The sequence below is a fragment of the Phyllobacterium sp. RCAM01083 genome (genome assembly GCF_055685835.1).
This window is the reverse complement of record NZ_JBVFZN010000004.1, coordinates 515082-527856: the sequence shown is the minus strand read 5'-3', so window position 1 is coordinate 527856 and position 12775 is coordinate 515082. Positions and strand designations below refer to the sequence as shown.

Annotated in this window: 11 protein-coding genes; 3 read left to right on the top strand and 8 right to left on the bottom strand. The window is 56.2% G+C overall.

Features of this window, described 5'->3' with window-relative positions; translation table 11 throughout:
- The first annotated feature begins 14 nt into the window (after positions 1-14).
- Entirely contained in the window at positions 15-317 is a 303-nt protein-coding gene (locus ACZ25R_RS06585; RefSeq protein WP_472460499.1) for a hypothetical protein, read from the top strand.
- Between the two features lie 57 nt (positions 318-374).
- Here the strand turns inward: ACZ25R_RS06585 and ACZ25R_RS06580 are convergent, their stop codons facing one another.
- The 6 genes from ACZ25R_RS06580 to ACZ25R_RS06555 are packed head-to-tail and all read right to left on the bottom strand — an operon-like array spanning position 375 to position 6530.
- Complete coding sequence (locus tag ACZ25R_RS06580; RefSeq protein ID WP_472460498.1) at positions 375-1376, bottom strand: ABC transporter ATP-binding protein; 1002 nt, start codon at positions 1374-1376, stop codon at positions 375-377.
- Positions 1377-1384: 8 nt separating this feature from the next.
- Positions 1385-2302, bottom strand: coding sequence for a dihydrodipicolinate synthase family protein (locus ACZ25R_RS06575; RefSeq protein ID WP_472460497.1), 918 nt, complete (start codon positions 2300-2302; stop codon positions 1385-1387).
- Between the two features lie 19 nt (positions 2303-2321).
- A complete protein-coding gene (locus ACZ25R_RS06570) occupies positions 2322-3197 on the bottom strand; it encodes an ABC transporter permease (protein ID WP_472460496.1) in 876 nt (291 codons plus the stop codon).
- Between the two features lies 1 nt (position 3198).
- Positions 3199-4158, bottom strand: a complete 960-nt coding sequence (locus ACZ25R_RS06565) for an ABC transporter permease (RefSeq protein WP_472460495.1) — start codon at positions 4156-4158, stop codon at positions 3199-3201.
- Between the two features lie 57 nt (positions 4159-4215).
- The gene (locus ACZ25R_RS06560; RefSeq protein ID WP_472460535.1) at positions 4216-5775 is read right to left on the bottom strand and encodes an ABC transporter substrate-binding protein; all 1560 of its coding nucleotides are present in this window, start codon (positions 5773-5775) and stop codon (positions 4216-4218) included.
- A 26-nt stretch (positions 5776-5801) separates the two neighbouring features.
- Entirely contained in the window at positions 5802-6530 is a 729-nt protein-coding gene (locus tag ACZ25R_RS06555; protein WP_472460494.1) for a FadR/GntR family transcriptional regulator, read from the bottom strand.
- Positions 6531-6669: 139 nt separating this feature from the next.
- Here ACZ25R_RS06555 and ACZ25R_RS06550 point away from each other — a divergent pair, with 139 nt between their 5' ends.
- Both ACZ25R_RS06550 and ACZ25R_RS06545 read left to right on the top strand, forming a co-directional pair.
- On the top strand, positions 6670-8199 hold the full coding sequence (locus ACZ25R_RS06550) for a putative N-acetylmannosamine-6-phosphate 2-epimerase (protein WP_472460493.1): 1530 nt from the start codon (positions 6670-6672) through the stop codon (positions 8197-8199).
- A 42-nt stretch (positions 8200-8241) separates the two neighbouring features.
- Positions 8242-8898 (top strand): hypothetical protein, encoded by a 657-nt coding sequence (locus ACZ25R_RS06545; RefSeq protein WP_472460492.1) that lies wholly within the window; start codon positions 8242-8244, stop codon positions 8896-8898.
- A 260-nt stretch (positions 8899-9158) separates the two neighbouring features.
- On the opposite strand, the gene ACZ25R_RS06540 is transcribed toward ACZ25R_RS06545, so the two are convergent.
- Positions 9159-10568 (bottom strand): DUF6212 domain-containing protein, encoded by a 1410-nt coding sequence (locus ACZ25R_RS06540; protein ID WP_472460491.1) that lies wholly within the window; start codon positions 10566-10568, stop codon positions 9159-9161.
- Between the two features lie 110 nt (positions 10569-10678).
- Positions 10679-12721, bottom strand: a complete 2043-nt coding sequence (locus ACZ25R_RS06535) for a glycosyltransferase family 2 protein (protein ID WP_472460490.1) — start codon at positions 12719-12721, stop codon at positions 10679-10681.
- Positions 12722-12775: the final 54 nt, after the last annotated feature.

The following is a 12775-nucleotide window of genomic DNA, read 5'->3' as shown; positions in this document are numbered from 1 at the left end:
ATCTGGAGGAAGACATGCAGGACAATATCGTTCGTGACGTCATCGGAAAGCTGGCGCGATTTGAACAGAGATTCAGGTCCAAGCGGGAAGCGCATATGTCACTCGGCATGCTTCCGGCGAATGTCCCAGCCCGGTACGACCGCTTTGATCAAAAGCGCAGGGATATACAATTGAAACTGAAAGCAAGGCTTGAAGGATCGCACGGCATTGACTGGGAACTGCTGAAGCTGGAACTGCAAAACGACATTCTGTTGCTGACGACAAGTTTTGAACACTGGTCGCAACGGTTGGATGCAAAATTCAACAAACAAAAATGATGCCGGGTGTTTGGCACGGCTTCATCGCATCATACACAGTCCGGCCGGCTCTGGTTCTCAATTCAGATCGTCACGGATACAAGCCTTGAACTGACCGGGTGCAACTGCGCGCAGTTGCGGCACCGTTTGGGCGCACGCGTCCAATGCTGCCGGACAACGCGTTCGAAAGACACAGCCGCTCGGTGGATTGGCCGGGCTCGGGATATCGCCCTGCAGAATATGCCTGTCGCGGATGGCATCGGGATCTGGCGAAGGGATCGCCGACAAGAGCGCGCGTGTATAGGGGTGACGCGGATTGCGGAAGACCTCCTTGACAGGCCCGTGTTCCACAATTCGCCCGGCATACATGACGGCCACCCGGTGGGCGATCTCGGCGACCACACCAAGATTGTGCGTGACGAAGAGGATGCCCATGCCCCGTTCGCGTTGCAATGTGAGCAAAAGGTCGAGGATTTGCGCCTGAATGGTGACATCAAGTGCGGTCGTCGGTTCATCGGCGATCAGCAATGTCGGATTGCACGCCAGTGCCATGGCAATAGTCGCACGCTGTCTCATGCCGCCGGATAATTCGTGCGGATATTGTCCTGCCCTGCGTTTTGCATCCGGGATGCCGACCTGTTCCAGCAGCTGCACGGCGGCATCGAGCGCAGCTTTGCGTCCGGCTTCCCGATGAATACGAATAGGTTCCGCGATCTGGTCGCCGATCGTAAGGACCGGATTGAGGCTGGACATCGGCTCCTGGAAGATCATCCCGATGTCGTTACCCCGGATTTTCCGCATCTGTTCGTCATCGAGCGTGACAAGATCACGAACCGAGCCGTCTTTGGACCTGAAGCGAATGCTGCCGGCGGCGATCACCCCGACATTTCGCGCCAGCAGCCGCATGACTGAAAGACTTGTGACTGATTTACCCGAGCCGGATTCACCGACAAGCGCCACCGTTTCGCCGGCGGCGATGGTCAGATCGATATCGTTGATGGCCGTAATGTCGCCACCGCGGAGGCGAAAAACTGTCTTCAGACCGCGAATATCGAGAATTGGCTCAAAAGGCTTGTCCATCCCGCCCCTCAGCCAAGCAAGCCGGTTGCGCGAAGAATCGCATCGATCCTGACCGCCTCCGCCTCATTGAGCGGCTGGCGGGGCCGAGGCATGACATTGGTGTCAATGATACCAAGCCGGCGCATGGCCGTCTTGAACCCCCCGATGCCGGAAGCACCGCCGCTCACCCGGTTCTGCCCCACCCACACAATTTCGAACAGTTTGCATAGCCGTTCCTGTTCCTGTCGCGCTGCAACCCAGTCACCCCTCTGAGCCGCATTCCACAAACGGACGTAACCATGAGGATCGACATTGGCGAGACCGGGAACCACGCCGTGTGCGCCCATCTGCAGCGCGTTATCCACGACAGTCTCCGAACCGGTCATGAGAAACACATCCTCGTGCTCCACCAGATCCAACAAGGCATAGCGGAAATTGCCGTCATCGCCGCTGGAATCCTTGAGACCGATAATGGTTCCTTCCTTCGCAAGCGTTGTTACGGTCGAGCGCGCCAATTTTGTGTGAACGCAAACGGGGATGTCATAGGCCACAAGGGGGATGTCGACCGCATCTTTAATGTAACGAAAATGATCGATAATCTCGGACTGGTTGGTAATCGTATAGTATGGAGCGGTTACCACAACGGCATCCGCACCAGCAGCTTTTGCTGCCAGGGAATGCGCAATGACAGCATCGGTCGTCGCGTCAATGACACCGGCAATAACCGGGACACGACCGCTGACCACAGCTACAGAATGTTCGAGAATCGCTTGCCGTGTTTTCCAATCATGGAAGATCACTTCACTTGTGGAACCCAAGACGAATACGCCGTGGCATCCAGCCTGTATCAGATGTTCGAGCACCCTCGTATAGGATGGATAGTCGACGGTAAAATCAGGGTTCAGTGGTGTTACAACAGGTGGAACCACGCCGTGGAACTTCGTCATTTTCACATTCTTTCGTTTGTCAGTTTAAATCTGCGCGCGGGTCGAAAGCATCTCGCAACCCGTCGCCAATGAAGTTGATTGCCACAACGGCAAGAACCAGTGCCCCGCCAGGAAACAGCCATTGCCAGGGGAATTGTTCGAGAACTGCGGTCGAGCGTGCCGCATTGAGCATATTGCCCCAACTGGCTGCGGGCGGCGCAATACCGAGCCCCAGAAACGACAAGCCGGCCTCCAGAAGAATTGCATTGGCAATCTGCAGCGTCGCATAGACGACCAGGATATCGATCGAATTTGGCAGTCCGTGCCGGAACAGCAGATGGCCAAGCCCTGCCCCCATGCCGCGCGATGCCAGGACGAAATCCCGTTCCCGCAGTTCAAGCAGCCGGGCCCGGATCATACGTGACAGGAGTGGCCACGACAGCAGCGAGATGACAAGCACGGTTGGCCAGATGCCCGTCCCGGTGATCGATGCAAGCACCAGAAGGAAAATGACCGGAGGGAGTGTCATAACCAGATCAACGAAACGCATGGTGGTGGCATCGGCCCATCTCCCGCCAAGGGCTGACATGGCCCCGACAAGAAAGCCGATAACCGCAGAAACTGCGGTTGAAGCCACAGCAACCAACAAGGAAATGCGGCCGCCTTCGAGAACGCGGGAAAAGACGTCACGCCCAACGCCATCTGTTCCAAACCAATGCGAACCGGATGGTGCGCTGTTCATGGCAAGCAAATCGATGTCATTCGGTTTGAACGGCCACCACAATGGATAGGACAGGATCATAATCAGCAGCGGAATGATCACACAGAGGCCAAAAATTGCTGCCCTGTTATGTCCGAAGCGGTACAGAGCTCTCAAGATCGGTCCGGGACTTGACGTCAATGCGCGCGCAAACATCTCAGCCTACCTTGATACGTGGATCGATGAACGCATAGGTGATGTCGGTCAAAAGATTGATGACGATCACACAGACCCCGATGACAAGGGTTGCACCCATGATGACAGGATAGTCACGCGTCTCCACGGCATTGACCAGTAGAAGTCCCATGCCCGGCCAGTTAAAAACACTTTCGATGAAAATCGCGCCGCCGATGGCAAGACCGATGGTGGATCCGATGACCGTCACGACTGGCAGGAGCGCATTGCGCAGGGCATGTTTGGCGATGACCCAATACTCCTTGACGCCTTTTGCCCGAGCGGTGCGAACATAATCCTGACTGAGCACCTCAAGCATTGACGAGCGCATATACCGCATGATCAGCGCAGCCTGGGCGATTGAAAGAAGCGTTGCGGGCAAGATCAGATGCCTCATTATATCAACGAGCGAAAATGCACTGCCTGGCGTCAGCATGCCCCCTGCTGGTGCCCATTTCAAACGCACGGCAAAGACGTAGAGCCCGATGAGCGCGCTCAGAAATGCCGGGCTTGAGATGCCAACGAGGGCGAAAACGGAGAATGACAGGTCAGTGAGAGAGTTGCGCTTCACGGCGCTGATTACCCCGGTGACGATGCCGGCGACAATGGCGATAAACAATGCCGAACCCATCAACAGAACGGTTGGTCCGATCCGCCCCATGACGAGCCCCAAAACCGGCTGGTCCTGGCGTTTGATGGAAAAGCCGAGGTTCCCCGTCACCGCCTGCTGAAGCCAGGCAAGATACTGCACGGGCAAAGACTTATCGAGTCCAAGCTGTGCGCGCAGATTGGCAAGCTGCTCCGGAGATGTCGGAGTGGTCGGATCAATGTAAGCATCAATTGGATTGCCCGGAGTGAGGCGCAGAAGAAGGAAGACCAGCATGCTCAATGCAATGAGCATGCCGAAACCTATCACCAGGCGTCGAAGTCCATACTGAAACATTGCGGTTCCATCGTGCGAGAGAGATCAGGTCATCCCGTGTCAAAATCAAAGCTCTAATTATTCAGAGATCGACCATTTTTCCGGACGAGCCTGGAATGGACCGCCACCGGGAGCCGGCGTCCATATGAAGTCCTTCAGTTTTGACGAGACCACACCATAGCGGTTTGCCACCCACATCGTTGCCCAGGGAAGATCGGCATTCATGACCTTGCACACGCCCTGGTAACGGCCATCGCGTTTTGCCGGATCTGGCTCGCTCAATGCAGCGTCAAGTGCCGCATTGAGATTCGGCATGCGCGCCCGTACGATATTTGGTCCTGCGGGCGGTATCTGGCTCTCATTGAGGCCAACATTGATGTTGCTGGCATCCGGCCCATTTTGCAGACCGGCATAGACCAGCTGAAATTGCGACACGTCCGGGCTCGGATTCAGGACGATGCTATTATAGGTTGGCGTATCGACGGCACGTGGGATCACATTGATCCCAACTTGCGCCAACATCGCTTGCATGGCCGCCAGTACGTTGGTTGCCAGAGGCGTCGTGTAATATGTCAAAAGCGTAATCGGCTTGTCACCGTTGATCTGCGCCCACCCAGCCTCGTCCAGGAGCTTTTTGGCCTTTTCTGGATCATAGGCGTATGTTTCTACGTCTTTCGGCACCAGCTGATCGGCGACATAGGCGCAATTGGCAGACTTCGCCGCGCCGCCATAAAGACTTTTGATGATCGCATCGCGATTAATGGCATACATCACCGCCTTGCGGACGCGAAGGTCTTTCCAGAGCGGCGATTCATGATTGAAACCCAGATAGTTCACAACAAATGAATCGCCCTCGATGACCTTGAAAGCCTCGTCGCCCTTAAAGGTCGAAACGTCATTTGAATCCACATAAGTGAACTGGATTTCGCCGGCACGCAGCGCGGCAATCGCCGCTGCCGGATTGGCAAAATAACGATTGATGACGCGCTCAAGTGCGGGCTTGCCGCCCCGATATTCGGGGTTCGCAGCAAGCTCGACATACTGATCGGTAACGTATTTGGTGAACTTGAAGGGTCCGGTACCAATAGGAGCGGTCGACCACCAGCTGTTCTTGGAAAGCTGCTCGACAGGGATGGATGCGAGCGCATGTTCGGGCAGCATCATCATCTTGGTCATGGTATCGAATGCGCTGGCGCTCGGAGCCGTCAGCTTGATGACAAAGGTATGCTCGTCGGGCGTTTCGACAGACGCGACGCTCTTCAACCGGGCAGCCAACACTGACCCTGATTTGGCATCCCTGGCGAGTTCCATTGTGAACTTCGCATCTTTCGATGTGAACGGCTTTCCGTCGTGCCATTTGGCATCAGCCAGCTTGAACGTGTAGGTCAGTTGGTCAGGGCTTACGTCAAACGAGCTCGCAAGGACGCCGACGACTTTCTGCAACTTTTCGTCGTAGGTCACGAGCGGTTCAAAATAGATGCTAAGCCACGTGAATCCCGCGGTTGCTGCCAAAGGATTGAAATTACCTTGAAACCCTCCCGGACCGACATCGAAGCCGCCTGACAAGGTGGCCGCACTTGCTCCTGCTGACCACACTGAAAGACCTGCACCACCGATCAACGCGGCAGATATTGCCATCGCCGAAGCGACCATTCTCAGTCTCATTACACCCTCCCACTGGCTGAACTGATTTTGTTGTACTCAATGACACGAGCGATCCCCTCGTAATGCCTGTCGAGGTGACCCCGTGCATCGCCGAGATTTCCAGCCTCAACCGCATCGACGATTGCCTTATGATCGCGCCATGTTTGCATGGGGTCGGTGTTCTCAAGATTCACAAAATTGGAGGCTTTGTAAAAAGCCATCCAGAACACCTCTATGAGCCGCACCAGCGTTTCGTTCTTCTGGCAGCGAAACAACAGAGTGTGAAACAGCTTGTCCTCTTCGACAAAGGCCTCTTTGCGCTCTGCGTGGATACGCATCTTCTCCAGCACTTCGCGAAGCTCCCGAATATCTTCCGGTCCGATCGCCTTCACCGTCTTGTCAATCAATCCAACCTCAAGCGTACGGCGAATGACGATCACCTCCTCTATCTGCTTGAGCGCGCCACCCAGACCGTAGGCGAGATTCTCAAGGAGAGGTTCAAAAGAGAAAGCCTTGACGAAAACACCCACGCCACGCCTTGATTCCAAAACACCCACAGACTCCAGCGCCTTGATGCCTTCCCGTACCGAATTGCGACTGACGCCCAATTGAAGGGCCAGATCGCCTTCGGGCGGCAGCGGCGCACCAGCCTGCAGGCTATTGTCGTCAATATAGGCGCGCAGACTTTCCTGCACCGACACGTGCAAAAGTGGAGCCCTGCTCAATGGCTTGATCGATTTGAGGCCCATTCACCACTCCCGCACTTGACATCAATCCTAAAATTCAACCATCTATCAAATATCCACTTGTAGGATATCTGTCAATGGGATATTTGCTGTCAGCCAGAAGTCCCTGACCGTGGCACATAGCCCATGAGGAAAGCTGGATATGAACCTGATAAAAAGTCTCTACGGCGGCCTCGTTGTATCCTGTCAGCCCGTGCCGGGCGGGCCGTTCGACAGGATAGATGCGATACTATCTTTCGCACGGGCGGCGCAGGTATCAGGTGCCGTTGCACTTCGCATCGAAGGCATCAGCAACGTTGCCGCTGTAACCAAAGCCTGCCAGCTCCCGGTCATTGGCATCACCAAAAGAGATCTCGACACCAGCGCCGTGCGGATCACACCGTTCATTGAGGACGTGGAAGAATTGATACGGTCCGGTGCAGCCATCGTGGCAGTTGATGCGACTGACCGGCTACGGCCTGTTGCGGCCAAGGATTTGATCGCTGCCATCAAAGGTCTGGGCGCAATTGCCATGGCGGACATATCGACCGAAGCTGAAGCACGATCAGCTCTTGATGCCGGAGCTGATATCATAGGCACGACCATGTCGGGCTATACGGAGCCGGGACCAAGCCCCGTCGCGCCCGATCTTGATCTCGTGCGCAACTGCGCTGCCTTGCGTGTTCCCGTCCTGGCGGAGGGACGCTACAATTCTCCCTCTTTGGCCGCCGCTGCCATTCGTGCCGGCGCGACTGCCGTGGTGGTCGGCTCTGCAATCACCCGCACCGAACATGTCATCGGCTGGTTTCGTGCGGCAATTGAGGCCGAGCGTCGCGCTTCAAAACCAATTCTGGCGTTTGATGTCGGCGGAACAAAGAGCTTGGCCACCCTTGTGCGCGGCAGTGAAATAATTGACCGCAAAATAATGGCGACACGACGCGACGTCGGTGCCCCCGGCTGGATCGAAGACCTGGCAAACCTTGCTACGGCGTGGCGCGGCGAGTACTCCGGAGCGGTTGCTGCGGTTACCGGGCTTGTAAACACGACCTCATGGTCCTCGCTCAACCATGGAACGCTTTCTATCCCTGATGATTATCCGCTGGCTGAAAAGCTCGGTGCTGCACTGGGCGTTCCCCTGCAAGTCATCAACGATGCGCAGGCAGCGGCCTGGGGTGAGTATCGGTTTGGTGCCGGAAGGGGCCGCGACATGGTGTTCGTGACGGTCTCCAGCGGCATTGGCGGTGGCCTCGTGGTCGGCGGACGCCTGTTGCGTGGTGCTCGGGGGCTTGCCGGAAGCCTTGGTCAAACCCTGCGCGGCAAGGGCGACGGCCTGTTGCGTCTTGAAGCACTTGCCTCTGGCTTTGGCATAGCCGAGGCCGCACGCGTGGCTGGACATCCGGGTGACGCAAAATCGGTGATCGCGGCTGCAAACGATCACGTGCCCTGGGCGAACGATATTCTTGCCGGTGTTGCCTCAGAGCTTGCGGCCGCCTTGGTTGGCGTACAAGCCATGGTCGATCCAGATTGCATTGTCATTGGCGGAGGCGTTGGACTTGCCCATGGTTTCATCGCGCGGCTGGAACGTGCTTTCGAAACCCTTCCCGAGGCCTTGGTCCCCATACTCTTACCCGCCAAACTTGGCGTTGAAGCAGGTGTCATCGGAGCCGCCGACCTGCTCAATGAATACTATTGAAACCGATTCCATTTTTCCAGATCCGAACATCGTAAGGAGAATATGCATGCTCAGAAAACTCTTCGCGACAGCAACCGCCGCGAGCGCAGCAGCGCTCGTCCCGTCGGCGGTGCCGGCTACAGGTGGAATGCCAAGGTGCTTTCTTTTGATCCCAATACAAATCAATGGGGCTCGTTTGGTGATAATCCGTACCTGCCCAACTGTGACTCTGCGATAATCAGCCAGGGTGACAATGCATTCACGTTGGTAGGTGGCGAGATCAAACCACGATTGCGCACTCCGGACGCCAAATCAGTGACGATCCGGGATCAGACAGCAACATGGCAGAACCTTCCTCCCCTCCCCAAGCCCATGGCCGACGCGCGTCAGGAAGGTGTGGCAGGTGCATTTGCTGGTTCCTCGAGTGGCACAATTCTGGTAGCGGGAGGAGCCAATTTCAAGGGTGCACAATCCAACGCCGATGCCGGAAAATGGTTTACTCATGATGGCATCGCAAAAAGCTGGCGTGAGGAAGTCTACGCGTTCGACGGCAGGGATTGGAAAGAAGCTGGAAATTTGCCGCATGGTCTTGCTTACGGCGCCTCATTCTCCGTGCCGAACGGAATGCTCATCGTTGGCGGCGAAGACAAGGATGGCGAGGCCCGGAGGGAAGTCTTTCTTCTCAACTGGAATGGCAGAGCTTTGTCGATCGAAGAGTAATAAGTATCACGTGGCTCATCAAGATGGCCTGATCCGGACTCGCACGAACATATTGGCCGATCATATGGGCGCATAGCAACGCATGGGTCGGATACGATGCAATCCACAGGACCAGTCAGTAAAGGACAACGGCTTTCGCCGGTTTCAGTCGCTGCACCGTCGCAGGACAGGCGACCGATAGCCGCTACCAGTCCACTACCCTGTCATTGTTGAGATCCACGACATTGACGGACCGTGCAGCGGCATCGGATGCAGATTTGTTATGGTGTGGCCAACGGCATGACCGGGGCGCACTGCCAGGCTGCTCGGTCCGAAAGCGCAGCTTCGAAGCCGTCGAAAATCACGCGGCCGTGTTCCAACGTCCCCCCGCGCGGAAGACGCGAGAAAAAATGAATGTCAATCGGGCTGGATAGCGGCTCGGGGAGGCGAATGGTCAACGGGAAGGGCTTGAGGGGTTCCGCAAGTTCAATCCAGGCGGTTGAGGCGAGTACGCCAATCCCCTGCTCCGCCTCGTCAGCATTGTGACCGGGGCGCGTTACCGCAAGGCGTACAAGCAGCCGCGTTTTGCACAAGCCATCGTCAATTGTAGCCTGACAAGACACAGCGCTAATGCCTGGTATGGCGGGCAGGCTGATCGACGCTGCCGACGCCGGATTTTCCCGCAACGGACGCAACAACACCCGTCCTCCTTTTAAATAGCCGAAATAGGGATAAGCCCAGGTAAGTTCTCTTGTCGTCTTGGCCGCGGCCACCGTATGTTCGGGAATCGCCATCACGGGATCTGCCGGCAACGGAGCCATGCTCGAACCAGTGTTTGCCTTAGTGCCAGGAATACCACCCCAGAGTTTGAAGGCGAGCATAGTGTCGCCTGCAGTCTCGCTGCCGGTCGATGTATATGAATATTCGGGTAAAAGACCAACTGGCGAACATGTGAATTTTGGTGCATTCACGCCGCCCGTGGCATGAACACGCAGCTCGAGTCCATGCGATCGAAGGGTCAATGCTGCAGGCAATCGCAGGGGTAGCCAACCTGGTTTGAGTTCGTCATAGGCAATCTCCCAGTGCGCCAACGCGTTTTCTGTCTCACGAACAAATAAAGAGAGACGAAGATGCCCGTTACCGGAGCCAGGAACAGCGACGTGCACATCTATGCCAAGCAGCCCGTGTGCCCCGATAGGCAAGCGTTGACACAAATGTGGTGCCTTCCCACCCCCCATTGCTGCCTGCACCGTCTTCGCATCAACCGTCGGCGCGGCGGTCTCAAAGATGAGGCGCGGCGGTGCAAGGCGAAGGTTGGCCAATAAATCCTCAAGCTCCGGCGGAAGTCTGACATCCTGGGCCCAGCTTTCACGCAGCGCTGCCAAGTCCTCGATCAGCAGTTGATTTGCCTGCGTCAGACGAGTGACTTCAGCGCGCGCGCGCTCAAATAGCGCTGCATTCAGCTTTGCCGCGTCACCGTCAATGAAGCTTGGTTCCGCTCCAATCCCGCCGGCACCCGCCCACCATTGCGCCAAACCTGCCGCCTGGTCTTCATCATGCGGATTCCAGACGACCCAGACATTCGTGGGTGGCATGTCAAGCAAATGATGATCGGTTCCGGTTGCGGTGTCAGCGGCACCGGTGAGAATGAAACCGCCGGTATCGGATTTTTCGGCGATGAGCCAACGCACCGTATTCGTCGGAGGAACGAACGTCCAAGGCTGAGCCCTAGACTTTACAATCAAAACTTTTGGATGACCGTCATAGAGTGCGGGAAGCAGATCTGGAGAAACGTGTAGCATTAGGCTGAGACTCGGCTGTGTTCGATTGCAGGTGTAGTCGCGTCGGCGAAGGCCATGGCATCGGTGCCGTGCCACGGACGCAGCTTTCTCGGCGGGATACCGAGACCGCGGCAAAGATGCAGCATGTCCCGTGTTTGCGGGAAGATCGCATCATAGGCCTGCTCAAAAGCAGCGCAGGCTGTGATTGTATCGGCGGCTGAGCGTGTGTCGTGTTTGGCGAGGAAAGCCCAGGTTTCCACCTTCAGTCGCCGCAACGCGCCGGCAAGCAAATGCAGGACAGTGCTTTCGGCAGAGACAACCAGTGAATAGCCCGCAAGCGTAGCGACCGCCGCCTGCCTGTCGCGCCAATCGAGATGAGGCAGGCTCGTTCCAAGATATTCTTGACGCATGGTCTTGGACGTGGTGCGAAGGGAGGCCAGTGGCAGTGAAACAATTTCCGCAAATGCGTCGAGATCATTGGTATTGCCTGACAAGTGCCCGGCGAAGGTCACAAGATGCAAAACAGTTCCTGCTTCACGAAGCGTGTTGGCCAGCCGCGCGGCAAGCGCGATTGAAGCGGTCGTGGCATCGTCAACAACAATTGCTATGCATCGGTCTGTCACGGGCGTTGGAAAGACCGATGCCGTGTTGAAAAGCTCCGGATAGAAATCACGCGGATGGGTGGCCTGAGCACGATAGCGATCGCGTTCGATGGCGTGCCAAAGGGCACGCTGCTCACGCAGGGCCAACTGCTCTACGGCCTGGAGTAGGGACGCAAAGCCTTCAGCAAGCGGTTTGAATGCTTTGATTTCACCGGGGCTGCTTACTTCAAGATCAAAAAAACAGCCACCAAGCGATTTCGCCATGTGCCAGTGATTGCCGTAGGCAAAGCCGCCTTCAGCAAATTGCTGTGCAAGCAGTTCGCCGGCTTCTATCGCGATGATCTGCGCTTTTTCCGGTATTGGCGGAAGGTTGTGTGCACTCGTCCGATTCACGGAAAGTGAATCCCAATGGAGCATCCGTTCATTTGAGGAATGAATGGTGAGCGAGCACGTTGCTATCGCTGCGTGCATCACAGCGCATTCAAGCGTCCACAGCACACCCTGGAGCAGATGTTCCGTCACCAGCATATCGTGGAGTGCTTGATCCATAAGGATCAAATGACCGGGGCAAAGGCCATAGCCGGGGCGCTCGGCAGCGCGAAACAGACGAACAAGGTAGTCGTCAAGCTTCACAAGCTCGTCAATGCCATGAACCGTCATGCACCGCACAAAGCCTGTGTCCGGATGGTAAACAGCATACCGTGCCCGTGCCTCAATCTCCATCCGCAACACGGCTTTCACATTATAGAGCCGGGAATGCTTCTCGCGGATGTAGGTGAGAATTGGCGCGAAGTCCCGTTCTGCTTCCACCAGCATGCTTTCACCGCGGCGCCGGTAGTGAAAGCCCGCATCCGCCACATGAACACCGCGAAAACCTTTGTCGAGCCCTTGCAGCCAGAAGTCCCAATCTTCGACGCCTTTGCGCATCGCCGTGTCGAAGCGGATGCCAGTATCGAGCATTCGCCGTGAGACCATGCTACCCGCTTCGCAGAAGCTGCGAAAAAGGTGCTCCAAAGGTGAATAGATACCGGAGGTGTCATGAAAACTTGCAAATCCGAACTTGTCGACATCAGCATAAGCCCAACCGACTGTTTCGTCCGAGGATCTCAATGCATTGACAAGCCGTTGCAAGAGAAGGGAGCCGATGTGATTGTCGCAATCGAGAAAATAAATCGCCTCCAGCGCGGGGAAAGAGCGCAGTGCAAACTCGATACCAGAATTTCTGGCGGCGCTGAGGCCCCCATTCGCCTTTTTCAGATAAAAGACCTTCCCTTCATATGTCGCAGAGAAATTGAGACAAATCTCGTGGGTTTCCGGTGAAGGGCAACCGTCATTGACGACCACAACAGCAAAATCAAAATCGGTTTGTTGTGCCACAGCCGTATGAAGTGTCTCGGCTGTGAGCCACGGCTGGCCGTAGGCAGGTATGAGAATGACGGCGCGTACATCTGTCGTTGTCATGGCGCTCTGGGTCTCCTTTTAGTGGTCGCACCAGATGTGCAATACCAATCGAAC

What these genes read in the sequence shown, in the direction of transcription:
- ACZ25R_RS06545 (WP_472460492.1), top strand. Translation starts at nt 8,242, where the DNA reads ATGCATGCTCAGAAAACTCTTCGCGACAGCAACCGCCGCGAGCGCAGC.
- ACZ25R_RS06550 (WP_472460493.1), top strand. Translation starts at nt 6,670, where the DNA reads ATGAACCTGATAAAAAGTCTCTACGGCGGCCTCGTTGTATCCTGTCAG.
- ACZ25R_RS06575 (WP_472460497.1), bottom strand. Translation starts at nt 2,302, where the DNA reads ATGACGAAGTTCCACGGCGTGGTTCCACCTGTTGTAACACCACTGAAC.
- ACZ25R_RS06580 (WP_472460498.1), bottom strand. Translation starts at nt 1,376, where the DNA reads ATGGACAAGCCTTTTGAGCCAATTCTCGATATTCGCGGTCTGAAGACA.
- ACZ25R_RS06585 (WP_472460499.1), top strand. Translation starts at nt 15, where the DNA reads ATGCAGGACAATATCGTTCGTGACGTCATCGGAAAGCTGGCGCGATTT.
- ACZ25R_RS06565 (WP_472460495.1), bottom strand. Translation starts at nt 4,158, where the DNA reads ATGTTTCAGTATGGACTTCGACGCCTGGTGATAGGTTTCGGCATGCTC.
- ACZ25R_RS06535 (WP_472460490.1), bottom strand. Translation starts at nt 12,721, where the DNA reads ATGACAACGACAGATGTACGCGCCGTCATTCTCATACCTGCCTACGGC.
- ACZ25R_RS06560 (WP_472460535.1), bottom strand. Translation starts at nt 5,775, where the DNA reads ATGGCAATATCTGCCGCGTTGATCGGTGGTGCAGGTCTTTCAGTGTGG.
- ACZ25R_RS06555 (WP_472460494.1), bottom strand. Translation starts at nt 6,530, where the DNA reads ATGGGCCTCAAATCGATCAAGCCATTGAGCAGGGCTCCACTTTTGCAC.
- ACZ25R_RS06570 (WP_472460496.1), bottom strand. Translation starts at nt 3,197, where the DNA reads ATGTTTGCGCGCGCATTGACGTCAAGTCCCGGACCGATCTTGAGAGCT.